Annotated in this window: 9 protein-coding genes; 5 read left to right on the top strand and 4 right to left on the bottom strand. The window is 74.7% G+C overall.

The window, feature by feature from the left end; genetic code table 11:
* Nucleotides 1-19 precede the first annotated feature (19 nt).
* Nucleotides 20-3268, bottom strand: coding sequence for a BTAD domain-containing putative transcriptional regulator (locus tag ACFWP2_RS15285; protein WP_380451121.1), 3249 nt, complete (start codon nt 3266-3268; stop codon nt 20-22).
* A gap of 290 nt (nt 3269-3558) precedes the next feature.
* Between ACFWP2_RS15285 and ACFWP2_RS15280 the strand changes: the two genes are divergently transcribed.
* Nucleotides 3559-4422: a class I SAM-dependent methyltransferase gene (locus tag ACFWP2_RS15280; RefSeq protein WP_380451119.1), complete on the top strand. Its 864-nt coding sequence runs from the start codon at nt 3559-3561 to the stop codon at nt 4420-4422.
* An 84-nt stretch (nt 4423-4506) separates the two neighbouring features.
* Here the strand turns inward: ACFWP2_RS15280 and ACFWP2_RS15275 are convergent, their stop codons facing one another.
* The 3 genes from ACFWP2_RS15275 to ACFWP2_RS15265 all read right to left on the bottom strand — a co-directional run bounded on the left by ACFWP2_RS15275 (nt 4507) and on the right by ACFWP2_RS15265 (nt 9155).
* Entirely contained in the window at nt 4507-6063 is a 1557-nt protein-coding gene (locus ACFWP2_RS15275; protein WP_380451117.1) for a hypothetical protein, read from the bottom strand.
* A gap of 258 nt (nt 6064-6321) precedes the next feature.
* Complete coding sequence (locus ACFWP2_RS15270) at nt 6322-7608, bottom strand: MFS transporter (RefSeq protein WP_380451115.1); 1287 nt, start codon at nt 7606-7608, stop codon at nt 6322-6324.
* A gap of 161 nt (nt 7609-7769) precedes the next feature.
* On the bottom strand, nt 7770-9155 hold the full coding sequence (locus ACFWP2_RS15265) for a rhodanese-like domain-containing protein (protein WP_380451113.1): 1386 nt from the start codon (nt 9153-9155) through the stop codon (nt 7770-7772).
* Between the two features lie 359 nt (nt 9156-9514).
* Between ACFWP2_RS15265 and ACFWP2_RS15260 the strand changes: the two genes are divergently transcribed.
* From ACFWP2_RS15260 to ACFWP2_RS15245, 4 genes are all read left to right on the top strand, one after another.
* Entirely contained in the window at nt 9515-9880 is a 366-nt protein-coding gene (locus ACFWP2_RS15260) for a rhodanese-like domain-containing protein (RefSeq protein ID WP_380451111.1), read from the top strand.
* On the top strand, nt 9877-10626 hold the full coding sequence (locus ACFWP2_RS15255) for a sulfite exporter TauE/SafE family protein (RefSeq protein ID WP_380451109.1): 750 nt from the start codon (nt 9877-9879) through the stop codon (nt 10624-10626). The genes ACFWP2_RS15260 and ACFWP2_RS15255 overlap by 4 nt, the downstream gene beginning before the upstream one ends.
* A gap of 136 nt (nt 10627-10762) precedes the next feature.
* The gene (locus ACFWP2_RS15250; protein ID WP_380451107.1) at nt 10763-11329 is read left to right on the top strand and encodes a rhodanese-like domain-containing protein; all 567 of its coding nucleotides are present in this window, start codon (nt 10763-10765) and stop codon (nt 11327-11329) included.
* Nucleotides 11330-11612: 283 nt separating this feature from the next.
* Nucleotides 11613-13979, top strand: coding sequence for an RICIN domain-containing protein (locus ACFWP2_RS15245; protein WP_380451105.1), 2367 nt, complete (start codon nt 11613-11615; stop codon nt 13977-13979).
* Nucleotides 13980-14075: the final 96 nt, after the last annotated feature.

The raw sequence follows: 14075 nt of genomic DNA, 5'->3' as shown, positions 1-14075 counted from the left end.
TCTCAGTGGCGGAACCGCCTCAGGCGTCCGCGCCGGACGCCCGGACGCCCACCAGTCGGCGGGCCTCGGCCGCCAGGGCGTCGCGGTCCGCCGCCCCGTACTCGGCGAGCGCCCGGCGGCACTCCCCGGGGTCGGCCCGCTCGGCCTCGGCCCGGGCCGCCGCCGAACCCATGGTCGGCTGGAAGTTGCGCAGGCAGCGGAACCGCTCGGCCAGCACGACCAGCCGCACGCCCACCCCGGTCCGCTCGGGATCGCCCTCGCGGGAGCCCCGATCCAGCGCGGCCAGGCCGAGTGCCAGCAGCAGCGCCCCGGCGAGCGGGCCCTCCACCAACGCGGCCGGACGGTCGAGCAGTTCGGCCAGCCGCTCCGGGAGTCCGGCGGCCAGGACGGCCACCCGGTCCAGCTCACCGTGGCGGGCGTGCGCGGCCACGCAGGCCGCCTCCAGCTCCAGCGCCCAGGACGGGTCGGTGAGCACCTCCGCGGGCTGCTCCGCAGCGCGGCCGACCACCTCGGTGGACCGCCGCCACAGCGCCAGCCCGGCCGCCACCTCGCCCCGGGCGAGGGCGAGTTCGGCCCGGGCGCCCAGTTCGGGGGCGAGCTGGTCGACGGCATCGGCCGGCCGGTGCCGCACCGCCAGCTCCAGCCAGTGTTCGGCACCGTCCGGGTCCCCGTCCTGCAGGCCTGCGATCACCATGCCCCAGCGCAGGCCCAGCATGTCGCTCCAGTCGCCGAGCCGGTCCAGCTCGGCCATCGCCGCTCGCAGCAGCGGCAGCGCCTCGGCGCCCCGCTCGCCCTGGAGGTGCAGTTCGCCGAGACGGGCGAGCGCGAACACCCGCAGCCAGGGCACCGGCAGCGCCTCGACGCCCGCCAGCGTCCGCCGCGCCGAGGCGGTCGCCCGCTCCATCTCCTGCGCGGCCTCCCACCGGTAGCCGACCACCGCCTCGGCCACACCGGCGAGCAGCGGTTCCGGGGAGGCACACAGGGCCGCCAGCGCACCCCGGTCCGGGCGGTCGGCCACCGCACCGCCCGACGTGGAGCCCAGCACCTCGGGGACGGCCGCCATCACGGTGGCGATCGCCCGGACCGGGGTGTCCGGCGCGGTCGGGGCCAGTCGGCGCAGCGCGGCGAGCAGGCGCAGCGCGCCGGTGCCGGTGCCGAGCCCGCCGCCCGCGGCGAGCAGGGCGTTGACGGTACTCAGCGCGGTGAGGGTGCGCACCGGCTCCAGCAGCTCGGGCCCGGGGCGCAGCCGGGAGACCGGGCCGCCGGTGTCCTCGGCGAGGGCGAGCAGCCGGACGTAGTTGCCCTCGACGGTCCACAGCCCGGCGAGGACGGCGGCGCCGGCGGCGACCGTGGGTCCGTCCCCGGCGGCGAGGGCCAGCCGCAGCGCGTGCACCAGGTTGTCCTGTTCGGCGCGGACCGCCCGCCACTCCGGTACGGCGGCCGGGCCGAACGGGCCGTCGTGGTGGGCGAGGCCGAACTCCCTTGCCCAGCTGAGGAATCGGGCGATGACGGTCGCTTCCTGCGCGGCCTTCGCCCGTTCGGCGGCGCCGAACTCGCGGACCGTCTCCAGCATCCGGAACCGCCCGCCGCTCGGAGTGTCGGCCAGCCGCAGGAGGGACTGGTCGACCAGGTCCTCCAGGACGGTCAGGACGTCGAAGCCGGCTCCGTCGGTGCCGTCGGCGCCCGCGCCGGCGACGGCAACGGCATCGGAGCACGTGCCACCGACGGCGTCGGCGAGCAGCCGCCCGGCGGCCTCGGCGGTGAAGCCGCCGGGGAAGACGGACAGCGCGCGCAGGGCAGCACGGCCCGACGGGTCCAGCAGGTTCCAGCTCCAGTCGACCACGGCCTGCAGGGTGCGGTGGCGCTGCGGCGCGTCCCGGGGTCCGCCGCGCAGCAGGGCGAAGCGGTCGGCCAGCCGCTCGGCGATCTCGGCCACCGTCAGCACCCGCACCCGGGCCGCCGCCAGTTCCAGCGCCAGCGGCAGCCCGTCCAGCCGGGCGCACAGCCCGGCGACCGGACCGGCGGGCAGCTCGACGTCGGGCCGGGCCGCCCGGGCCCGCTGGGTGAACAGCTCGACGGCGGCCGTCCCGTCCAACTCAGGGAGCAGGTACACCGATTCGGCGGAGATCCCGAGCGGCGTGCGGCTGGTGGTGAGCACCCGCAGGTCGGGGCGGGTGGCGACCAGTGCGTGCACCAGGTCGGCGACGCCGCGCACCACCTGCTCGCAGTTGTCCAGCACCAGCAGCGCCGGCCCGGGGCCCAGCGCGCCGGAGATTCCCGTCTGGTCCCCCGCCCCGAGCGCGGCCTCGACCGCCCCGGCCACGTCCTGGTCGGCGGCCACCCCGGCGAGCGGCACCAGGTGCACCACCCGCTGCGCCGCCGCGCGTGCCACGGCGGCGGCCAGCCGGGTCTTGCCGAGCCCGCCGGGACCGACCACCGACACCACCCGGGCGGCGCCCAGCAGCTCCGCCACGGCGGTGAGGTCGGCTTCCCGGCCCACCAGGGTGTTCGGCTCGTGCGGCACCCCGCGTCGCACCGGCGCTTCCTCGCCACGCAGCAACTCTTGGTGCAGTGCCCGCAGTTCGGGGCCAGGGTCGGCACCCAGGGCATCCCGCAGACCGCGGCGGTAGCGGTCGTAGCGGCCGAGTGCGGCCGCCGTCCCCGCCGTCCGGGCCTCGCTGCGCAGCAGTTCCAGCAGCACTTCCTCGTCCCCCGGCCGCCCGGCATCCTCCTCGGCGAGGGCCTCGACGGCCTGCGCGTGCCGCCCGGTGCGCGCCAGCGCGAGCGCCCGGGCACGCCGCAACGCCCGGTGGGTGCGGGCCCGTTCGGCGCGCAGCGCGGACACCGGGTCCGTCCCGTCGGGGTCCGCGGGCGCGCTCTGCGCACCCCAGAGCTCCAGCCCCGCCTCCGCTTCCGCGAGCGCCCCGGCGTGGTCCCCGGCCCGCGCCTTCTCGGCGCAGGCGGCGGCGTGCAGCAGCACCGCGGAGGCGTCCACCCGCTCCTCCCCGAGCCCCAGCCGGTACCCGGTCGGCGTGCTGACGATCAGGTCCGCCCCGAACTTCGCCCGCGCCCGGGACACCAGCACCTGCAGCGCCTTGCCCGGCCGCTCAGGCCCCTCCTCCGGCCACAGGCCGTCCACCAGGCTCCCCCGACCGCACCCGACCCGCACCTCCCCCGCCAGCAGGGCGAGCAGCCCCCGCAGCCCGGGGGCGGTGACCTCCTCGCCCCGACAGGAGACGGTGGACAGTACGCGCAGCTCGATCGTCACCGCGTCAGGCTAGCGACCACCCGCGGGCTGCCGTCGCCCGGCTCCGCGATCACCCACCCACGAACCCGCCACGCACCCACCCCCACACCCGCCATGCACCGGCCCGCGCACCGGTCCTGATTCCCGGTCAGCGGAGGTGGACCTTGTGCCACGGCACTCCAGTACCTAGTGTCTCGATGTATCGGTTCGATACATCGGCCCGATACTTCGTGCCGCCCGGGGTGGGTCGACCCCGGGCGGGCGCAGCGGGCTGTGCACCCGGCACGGACCGCCGACCGGAAGGAGCCTCGATGACGGGGACCGACCACAACACCGAGCACCACCAGGGCGCCGTGCAGCGCCATGTGCTCACCGGGCAGGAGGCGGAACAGGAGTCCGCGCGGGACGAACGACGGCTGCACAGCTCGTCGTTCGGCAGGGCCGCGGTCGCCTACGCCGAGCACCGCCCGGACTACGCGCGGGCCGCGGTGCGCTGGGCCCTCGAAACCGCGCCCGGCCCACGGGTGCTCGACCTCGGCGCCGGGACGGGCAAGCTCACCGCGGCGCTGGTCGCGCTGGGCCACGACGTCGTGTCGGTCGAGCCCGACCGGGCGATGCTGGCCGAGCTGCGCGGCACGCTGCCGACCGTCCGAGCGCTGCCGGGCAGCGCCGAGGCGATCCCGCTGCCGGACGCCTGCGTCGACGCGGTGGTGTCCGGCAACGCCATGCACTGGTTCGACATGGATCTGGCGGGCCCGGAGATCGCCAGGGTCCTCGCGCCCGGCGGTGTGCTGGCCGGCCTGTGGAACGTCTTCGACGACCGGGTCGACTGGGTGGCCGGCCTCGCCCGCGTCACCGGCCCCGCCGCGATCGGCCCGCGCGACGTGCCTGCGAGTTGGCGCACCGCGACGGCGCGGATGCACCTCCCGAAGTCCGGCGGGGACGCCTGGTTCGACTCGCCGGAGCAGGCCGAGTTCCCGCACGGTCAGCAGCGGACCGCGGACTCCCTCGTCGCCACCCTCGCGACGAAGGCGGGCGTCCTCGTCATGCCGGAGCGGGAGCGGGAGGCCCTGCTGGAGGAGGCCCGCACCTATCTCGCTGACCGGCCGGAGACCGGCGCAGGCGATTTCACCCTCCCGATGCTCACCAGCGTGCTGCGCGTCCGCCGGATGTGAGCAGCGGTCCTCGCTCCCCGGTTCGCCGGGGAGCGAGGACCGCCGAGGTGGCCGTCAGCCGTCAACTCTGTCAGCTGTCAGCTGTCAGCTGTCAGCGCGGAACGCCCCGTGGACTCGCAGGTCGCCGTTGATCGACACCTGGCCGTCGTTGGTGTGCACGATCCAGGCGTCACCGGTGCGCACCGACAGGTGCCCGTTGGCGTTCACCTTCCCGACGAACATCGACTCCCCGCCGACCCGCAGGTCACCGTTGACCGAGATCTTCCCCTCGTTGGTGTGCAGGACCCAGCCGCCCCCGTTGCGGACCGAGAGGTCCCCGTTGGCGTTCACCTTCTGCTCGAACTCCGACTCCGCGTGGACGACCAGCCGCGGCGGGCCGTCCAGCGTCTCCAGCACGTTGTCGACGGTCAGCCCACCGTGCAGGGTGAGCCGCTCCTTCACCTGGGCCCGGTGTGTGATCACGTCGTTCAGGTCCGCCTTGTCGGCAGCGACGGTCCCCCACTGGTGGCTTCCGGTGCCCTGGTACACGTTCAGACCGGCGGGCGGGAACTCGATCCACCCGTCGCTCGTCGAACGCCCCTGCACCCACTTGGTGTTGACACCGTTCAGATCCGCCTTGTCGGCCGCGACCGTCCCCCACGCGCGGCTTCCGGCGCCCTGGAACACGTTCAGACCGGCGGGCGGGAACTCGATCCACCCGGCACCGCTGTCCCGGCCCCGTACCGACGCGGCGGTCACGGTCTCGACGTCCGCCGTGGCGGCGGAGACGGTGCCGAGCGCGTTGGCGTCGTCCCGCACCTGCGCCCCGTGCGCGGTGAGGACGACCCGTCCCCGGTCCGTCGTGCCCTCCACCCACGGGGCGTGCACCCCGTCGGTCGCGGTCACGCTCTCGAACTCGGGGCGGCGGAGGTGGACGGTGGTGGTCAGGATGTAGCCCGGCTGCTGGTTGGTCCCCGAGGTGGCGATCAGGGTGTAGGTGGCGTCCCGCTTCGGCTCCTGGCCCGGCTTCGGCGACCACTGCCAGCCGGGTGCCGTTCCGGTCCTCGGCGGAACGAGCTCCGGGGGCCCGTCCGGGCCCTGGATCTGGTAGGTGAGGCTGTCGGGGCCGTCCCACTGGAGGAGGACGTCCGTGCCCGCGGCCACCAGGGACGCCCTGGGGCGGAAGTTGCGCGGCACCCTGGGTTCCTGCTTCAGCAGGCTCAGGCTCACGGGGTTCGTCTTCACCCACGGGCCGCTCGCCGCCCGCTCCGCCACCTGCAGCAGGACCAGCCCCGGCTTGCTGGAGACCGGGAAGCCCTCCAGCGCCAGGACCAGCGAGCCGCCGCCCTTGAACAGGGAGCGGCCGGGGTCACGGGCGGCCACCTTGAAGACGCCCGTCGTCGGGTCCCAGCCGGCCGTCGGCTCGTCGGCCGGGTCCGTCGCGTTGTTCTGCGCGATCCGCGCGGTGACCGCCTTCGGATCGGGCGTCAGATCACCGTCCTTCTGCCCGAAGGGCACCCGCACCTCGGTGGAGAACCAGAGTGCGTCGTCACCGGTCGGGTTGGAGACGACGATGTAGACCGTTCCCCGGGATTCCCCGCCCGCCTCCGACACCTGGAGCGGAGCCGGGTCGGTGAGGATTTCGTAGCTCAGGTATGCCATCGCTGAAGACCCCCAGTCTTCTGCCGTACGGGCGCTCGCCTCCACGGGCACCGCCCCTGCACAGCACTGTCCTGCCGGCCTGAAACCCGGGAGCCCCGATTCCTCACAACCGGCGCGAACCGGTCCCGTCCTGACCGAAAGAAGGAATCACCGGATTCCCGGCCCCTCCGATTCCCTCACGAGGCACGTCAGACCCGGGAAATGCGCCACCGCCCTGCGCCATCACGGGTGTCGCCGGTCATCAGCGGTTCGACCCCGCTACTCGGCCTGCGGCAGCGGGGATCCGCCCGGCCGGCGTGCCCCGGAGGCCTCCGCGTCCGGCTCCGTCGGACGGGTCCGCTCGGCCCAGGCGGCCACCGGCGGCCCGGCCGCGCCCAGGACCGCGAAGAACGCGCCGAGCAGCAGCCAGCCCGGGTGGCCGAGCGAGAGGACCACTCCGGTGAGGATCACGGGGGCGATGGCCTGGCCGGCGCCGAAGCCGATGCCGAAGAAGCCCTGGTACTGCCCCTGGGCGTGGTCGGGCGCGAGGCCGTAGCCGAGCGCGAAGCCGGCCGAGGACTCCCACACCTCCCCGACGCTGTGGACGCACACGGCGAGGACGGCGAGCACCGGTGCGACCCAGGCGGGAACATCGGCCGTCAGCGCCATCAACGGACAGCTGACCAGGAACAGGAACCCGGCGAGCCGGAAGGCGCGGCCGCCCTGACGAGGGGTCTCCACCGTGGAGCCGATCCTGCTCTGGAGCAGCACGCAGACACCGCTGTTGACCGCGTAGACCACGGCCACCGTCCAGCGCGGTGCGTCGGTGTGGGCGCTGAGCCAGATCGGCAACAGGAGGGAGACGGTCTGGTACTGCAGGCCCATGGCGCTGTAGAGCGCGACGAAGGCGACGTACGGCCGGTCGGTCAGCACGGACCACTGGCGGTACCCCTCGGGCCGGGGCAGCGGCCGGTAGTTCGGCAGGCCCAGGAACCCGATCAGTCCGGCGCAGGCGAAGCTGGCCGAGTTCACGAGGATCAGCGCGGTGTAGGCGGGGCGGGTGTCGATCTGGAGGGCGAGGGCCGCGCCCAGGGTGCCCACGACGACACCGAGGTTGACGAAGGTGCGGAGCCGGGCCCGGAAGGCGGCGGGACGTTCACCGCCCGCTCTGGCGATGAGCGCGCCGCCCGAGGCGCCGCTCGCCGCGGCGGCCAGCCGGTCCAGGGTGGCGATGAGCGTGAACGCGAGCCAGCTGTCGACGAGGACGAAGCCCGCCATGGTGACGGCCTGCAGGGCGAAGCTGGTCAGCCAGACCGTGCGCGGCCCGTACCGGTCGGCGAGGTTGCCCGCCGGTACGCCGGCCGCCAGGCCGACGAGGCCCGCGATCGTCAGACCCGCTCCGACCTGGGTGGCGGGCAGGTGCACCACGAGGGTGAAGTAGAGGATGGCGGCGGTGTTGAACAGCCCGTTGCCGACCCGGTTGACGAAACTGGCGGCGATCAGTGCGCGCTGCGGACCGGAATCCGACCCGTTGGACAACCCCCGCCCAGTCCCCCTCATGATCATGCCAGGCAGGCTAACACGGGGATTTCACGGCGTGTACGGGCCAGACTCCTCACGGCAGTTCCTGCCGGTGACACGCCTTCATGACACGGCACCTCACAGTAGTGAGCCCCGTCCCCCCGCCCGGTCCGAGGCCCGGACGGGGGTGGGCCGGGCGGCTGGGTTCAGGCCTGGGCGGGGTGGGTGAGGGTGTGCCAGGCGTTGTAGCCGCCGAGGAGGTCGGAGACGTCGGTGTGGCCGTGGTGGCGCAGCAGGCTGGCGGCGATGGAGGAGCGGTGGCCGCTGGCGCAGTGGACGACCAGGGGGCGGTCGGTGGGGATCTCGTCCAGGCGGCCGGGGAGTTCGGCCAGGGCGATGTGCAGGGACCCTTCGATGGAGCCCGTCTCGCGCTCGCCGGGGGTGCGCACGTCCAGGACGGTGGGGGGCCGCTCGTCGGCGAGGGCGGTGCGGAGCTGGTCGGCGGTGAGGCGGCTGGCGGGGGTGATCTCGTCGGCGAGGGCGGGCAGGGCGGTGCCGGGGTTGCGCAGGTAGCCGGCGATGCGGTCGAAGCCGATGCGGGCGAGGCGGGTGACGACCTCGCCCTCGCGGTCCTGCGGGGCGATGATCGCGATGTCGCTGTCGGGGGTGAGGACGGTGCCGGCCTGTTCGGCGAAGCGGCCGTCGGCGGGGACGTTGATGGCGCCGCGGACGTGTCCGGCGCCGAAGTCCTGGGGGCTGCGGGCGTCGAGGACGACGGCACCCGCGGTCCGGGCCTCCTTGAAGCCTTCGGGGCACAGGGGGGAGGCGGCGTTCGCGCGGTCGAGCAGCGGGTGGTCCTGCCGGTTGAGGGCGGCGTCGTGGCCGAAGTAGGCGGGGGCGGCGGACTGGCCGGCGGTGACGATGCGGACGAAGGTGTCCTGATCCATGGGCCGGCAGGCGTAGTTGGTCAGGCGCTGCGAGCCGATGGTGGACTGCTTCTCGGTGGAGAGGTTCTTGCCGCAGGCGGAGCCGGCGCCGTGGGCGGGGAAGACGCGGACCTGGTCGGGCAGGGCCATGAGCTTGTGGTGGACGCTGTCGTAGAGCATGGCGCCGAGCTCCTCGGCGGTGACACCGGTGGAGGCGAGCAGGTCGGGGCGGCCGACGTCGCCGATGAACAGGGCGTCGCCGGTGAGGACGCCGTACGGGGCTTCGTCGGTGGCGTGCTCGTGGACGAGGACGCTGATCGACTCGGGGGTGTGTCCGGGGGTCTCCATGATCTGGAGGGTGACGTCACCGAGGGAGACGCGTTCGCCGTCGGTGAGGTGGCGGATGGGGTACTCGGTCTCGGCGCGGTGGCCGTAGCCGATCCAGGCGCCGGTGCGGGCGGCGAGCTCGAGGTGGCCGGCGAGGAAGTCGGCGTGGAAGTGGGTGTTGATGACACCGACGACGGTCAGGCCGCGTGCCGTGGCGTCGGCGAGGTATTCGTCGACGTCCCGGCGGGGGTCGACGATCACGGCCTGGCCGGTGGTCTCGTCGGCGATCAGGTAGGAGGCCTGGGAGAGGCAGTCGAGGTAGTACTGGGTGAAGATCACGGGGTGGTCTCCTCGTCGGGGTCTGACGGGGGCGTATTTCCGAGCATACGACTCCCCGGGTCGATACGGGTGGGGGTATCGTCCGATACGGCCGGGGGTATGGCCGAACGATTTCGATAATACCCCCGGGGGTACTATGGTGGAGCCATCGAGAGGGTCGGCCGCCGCCTCCGAGCCAGGACGGGCGGGGCCGAGGATGCGCCGGTCACACCGCCGTACCCGGGCCACCGGCCCGTACGGACGACCGCGCCGCCCCCGACCCGCCGGACCACTGCGGTCCGGTCCCGCACCACTGGAGACACCGCATGCCTTTGCTGCCGCACGCCCACGGGTCCGCCCCCCACGGAGACAGCGCCCGCGTGAGCGGCGCCCACGGACAGGGCGCCCCCGGGCGGACCACCCCCGCCGAGGCCCACGAGCTCGCCCGCACCGGCGCCGCCGTGCTGCTCGACGTCCGGGAGGCCGCCGAGTTCGCCGCCGGTCACGCCCCTGGCGCGCTGCACCAGCCGCTGATCGCCCTGGTCGCCGGTGTCCCGCTGCCGCCCGAGGCGGCCGGACGGACCGTGCTGGCGATCTGCCGCTCCGGCAACCGCTCCCAGCGCGCGGCGGAACTGCTCACCCAGCGTAGCGTCGAGGTGCTGAACGTGGCCGGCGGCATGAACGCCTGGGCGGAGGCCGGGCTGCCGGTCACCACGCCCGGCGGCAGCGCCGGGCACGTGATATGACCACGCTGCTCCTGGCGCTCGCCGCCGGTGCGGTGGTCGGTCTCGCCCTGGGCGGGCTGGGCGGCGGCGGGAGCATGCTGGCCGTGCCCGCCCTGGTCTACCTGCTGGGCTTCAGTCCGGCGCTGGCCACCACGGCCAGTCTGGTGATCGTCGCCGCGACCTCGCTGACCGGGCTGCTCGCCCACGCCCGGGCGGGCCGGGTCCGCTGGCGCACCGGCGCGCTGTTCGCGGCCGCCGGACTGCCCCTCGCCACCGCCGCCGGGGCGCTGTCCGCCCGGCTGCCGGGCGCACTGCTGACCGGCGCCTTCGCGCTGCTGGCGGCGCTCGCGGCCTGGCGGATGCTGCGGCCGCCCACGGCGCAGACGCAGGAACGATCCGCCGCAGGACTCGGCCGGTCCACGGCCGCGGGCGCCGGACTCGGCGCCGTCACCGGACTGCTCGGCGTCGGCGGCGGCTTCCTCGCCGTACCGGCCCTGGTCTCGGTGCTCGCCTTCACCATGGCCGAGGCCGTCGGCACCAGCCTGCTGGTCATCACCGCCAACTCGCTCGCCGCCCTGCTGCCCCGCCTGGGCGCGACCGGTGCGATCGACTGGGCCGTGGCCGCGCCGTTCACCGGAGCCGCGATCCTCGGCGCCTGGGACGGCAAGCGGCTGGCCGACAAGCTCAGCGGGCGCACCCTGCAGAAGGCCTTCGCCGTCGCCCTGCTCGCCGTCGCCGCGCTGATGCTGATCACCACGCTGAGCTGATCACCACGCCGAGCCGACCGCCCCCGCGAGCCGGCCACCACGCCGAGCCGCCGATCACCGCAGTGGGGCGGCAGCCGGCACTCCCTGACGTCATCTCCCCCACCAACACCCCCTCCCGAAAGGACCCCACAGCCCCATGACCACGCCGCTGACCGTCGAGCAGCTCCAGCCCCGCCTCGGGCAGCTCACCCTCATCGACGTCCGCTCCCCCGGCGAGTACGCCGCGGGTCACATCCCCGGCGCCGTGAACGTCCCGCTCGACCAGCTCGACCGCGCCCTGCCCGCGCTGCGGGCGGCCGCCGGGCACGGCGAGATCGCCGTGGTGTGCGCCGCCGGGCCGCGCGCCGACAACGCCTGCCGCCAGCTGGCCGACGCCGGCATCCCGACCCTCACGCTGGCCGGCGGCACCAACGCCTGGGCGAACGCCGGACGGCCCCTGAACCAGGTGGCCGGCGCCCGCCGGGTGTGGGCGCTGGACCGCCAGGTCCGTCTGGTGGCCGGCTCGCTGGTGCTGGCCGGCGCGCTGATCGACCTCGCCCTGCCGGGCGCCCGCTGGGTCTCGGCGGCCGTCGGCGGCGGGCTGGCCTTCTCCGCGCTGAGCAACACCTGCGCGATGGGCTCGATGCTCTCCAAGCTCCCGTACAACCGGCCCCGCCCCGGCACGCCGAGCCTGGACGAGACGCTCGCCGCCCTCAAGCGCTGATCCCCGTCCCGGACCGCGACGGCGACTGACAACCGCGACTTACTACCGCGGCCGCGACCGCGACCAGGCCCGTGAAGGCTCCTGCCCACCCCCGTCGGGCAGGAGCCTTCACCGCTTCTCCCGGCCACCTCCCGGAAGCCGTCACGGCGTATCCCGTTGACGCGACCGAGCCAACCATGTGAAATGTCACCCATCACATGCGATGCATCATAACCCGGGCTCCCCACCAGATTTGAACGTTCCAACGTCACCACCCCACCCACCGACCGGAGGTAGCTCCGCCATGCCGCCCCGCCCCCGCGCCTTGCCCACCGGTCTCGCCCTCCTGGCCGTCCTCACCGCCCAGGCCCTCGGTGCCGCCCCGGCTCCCGCAGCCGCCGGAGCACCCCTCGTCGACGGCGGGAGCTACCTGCTCGGCTCGGCGCTCGACGGCTCCTGCCTCGGCCCCCAGTACGCCCAACCCGCCCCCGGCACCCCGGTGGTCGGCGCGGCCTGCGGGCGGCTGCTCAGCCAGCGCTGGCAGCTGCGCCGCAGCGGCGACGACTACCTGCTGGTCAACGCCGCCAGCGGCCGCTGCCTGACCCTCGGCGGCCCGGGCGGCCACCCCGCCACCGCCGACTGCGGCTCCTCCCCCGAGGCCGAGCGCTTCAGCGTCGCCCGCGCGCCGCAGGGCACCTTCACCCTCACCGTCCGCGGCACCGGCGCCTGCCTGACCGCCGACCCGGCGCCGGTGGGCCACCACTGCGACAACCGCCCCGCCCACCGCTGGACGCTCACCCGCACCGAGCCGCTGGTCCTCGCCGACCCCGGCTTCGAGCAGGGCTCCGCCGGCTGGACGTTCACCGCCCACACCGGCACCGCCGGCAACAACCCGCACGGCGGCGGCCGGCTCGCCTACCTCGACGCCGGAGCCGGCTACGCGGTGAGCCAGCAGGTCACCGCCGTCACCGCGGGCAGCTACGACCTCTCCGCCTGGATCGCGACGGGCGGCGCCGGCGGCGTCCTCTCGGTGAGCGTCAACGGCGCCGTGGTGCGCTCCCAGCCGCTGCCCGAGCAGTCCACTTACGCGAAGTACACCCTCCCCCGGGTGCCGGTCGCCCCCGGTGACCGGCTGACCCTCACCATCGGCTCCTCCCCGACGGGCTGGGTCAACGTGGACGACGCCGCCGTCGCCCCGTCCGCCCCCAACGACCCGGTGATCAGCTCCTCCGACCCCGAGGTCGTCGCGCTCTTCGACTGGGCCAAGACCAAGGCCAACAGCTGGGTCCAGCAGCCCGGCGCCACCGGCGTGCTGGACCAGGACGAGAACCACCCGGCCGGCACCGGCACCACCACCTACGACGCCTCGTACTGGGCCGGCTACCCGTTCCGATCCGCCTTCTACAGCCGGGACTTCGCCCACCAGCTGGTCGGCGCCCACCTGCTCGGGCTGGACGCCGAGAACAAGACCATGCTGCGCGGTTTCGCCGCCTCCGCCACCGAGGTCAACCGGCTCTACCCGGTCTGGGCGCTCAACTTCGACGCCCGCAGCTACGCCGCCATCGACTACCGCGGCCCGGACCGCTTCGTCCGCGAGCTGCCGGCACCGTTCGAACTCGTCCAGCAGGCCGGCGAGGCCTTCCGCTGGACCGGCGACCGGGACTACGCCCAGGACCCGAGCCTCGGCCGGTACGTCCGCAACACCCTCGGCCCGTTCATCGCCGCCCGCCCCGGCCCGGTCGACAACGGCGGGGTGCCGATCCCGCAGGCCACCAGTCGCAGCATCTTCGCCGGCACCGCCAGCTACGCCGAGAACGCCACCCGCACCTACGCCGAGGCCGGCGACGCGGTCGGCGCCCAGTACCAGGCCTACCTGGCCGCCGCCACGCTGGCCGACGCCCGGGGCGACGCCGCCTCCGCCACCGACCACCGCAAGGCCGCCGAGCGGCTGCGCACGTACGTCAACTCCACCTGGAGCGTGGACGGTTCGCAGCCCGGCGAGGTCGTGCACGGCTACGACACCACCGGCAAGGCGATCACCGGGTGGGGCTACGAGGCGAGCGTGCTGATGCCCGTCAAGCAGCTGCTCGACCCGGGCCCGCGCCGGGACGGCCACCTCGCCGCCATCGACGCCGCCGACTCCGGCCCGGAGCGCTCGGCCAACCTGGAGGCCTACACCTACCTGCCGGACGCCTTCTTCGCCAACCACGACGGCACCACCGCCTGGAAGTGGATGCGGCACATCTACGAGAGCACCGGCGAACCGCACGTGAGCGGCGCGATGCTCAACGGCGACTACCCCGAGGTCCCGTTCACCCTGCTCTCCCAGACCGTCCAGGGCCTGCTCGGTGTCACCCCTGACGCCGCCGGCCACGCGCTCGCCACCGCCCCGCAGCTGCCCGCCTCGATGGGCTGGCTCCAGGTCGCGGGCATCCCGGTGGGCGGCGGCACGGTGACCGTCCGCCACGACGGCGCGCAGCGCAGCACCGTCACCAACACCGGTACCGAGCCGCTCACCTGGGAGGCCCGCTTCCCCGGGCGGCACGCCCGCGTCACCGTCGACGGCGCGCCGCGCGAGGCCCGCACCGCCACCGTCGACGGCGCGACCTACACCGTCACCACCGTGACCCTCGCCCCCGGCCGCTCCGCGACCGCGACCGTCACCGACTGACCCCCACACCGCCCCACCCGCGGCCGGCCGGCCCCACCCGGCCGGCCGCGATCCCCTCTCCCCCTGAGAGCTTCCCTGACGACCCGGTCACCCCAC

Source organism: Kitasatospora sp. NPDC058444, from assembly GCF_042721415.1.
In the GTDB taxonomy this organism is placed as follows: Bacteria; Actinomycetota; Actinomycetes; order Streptomycetales; family Streptomycetaceae; genus Kitasatospora.
Note: the sequence above shows the minus strand (reverse complement) of the source record. Positions and strands in the feature narration are given on the sequence as shown.

Bases quoted from the DNA above. Each gene is read 5' to 3' on its own strand.
- ACFWP2_RS15280 (WP_380451119.1), top strand. From the start codon at position 3,559: ATGACGGGGACCGACCACAACACCGAGCACCACCAGGGCGCCGTGCAG.
- ACFWP2_RS15275 (WP_380451117.1), bottom strand. From the start codon at position 6,063: ATGGCATACCTGAGCTACGAAATCCTCACCGACCCGGCTCCGCTCCAG.
- ACFWP2_RS15270 (WP_380451115.1), bottom strand. From the start codon at position 7,608: ATGATCATGAGGGGGACTGGGCGGGGGTTGTCCAACGGGTCGGATTCC.
- ACFWP2_RS15255 (WP_380451109.1), top strand. From the start codon at position 9,877: ATGACCACGCTGCTCCTGGCGCTCGCCGCCGGTGCGGTGGTCGGTCTC.
- ACFWP2_RS15250 (WP_380451107.1), top strand. From the start codon at position 10,763: ATGACCACGCCGCTGACCGTCGAGCAGCTCCAGCCCCGCCTCGGGCAG.
- ACFWP2_RS15245 (WP_380451105.1), top strand. From the start codon at position 11,613: ATGCCGCCCCGCCCCCGCGCCTTGCCCACCGGTCTCGCCCTCCTGGCC.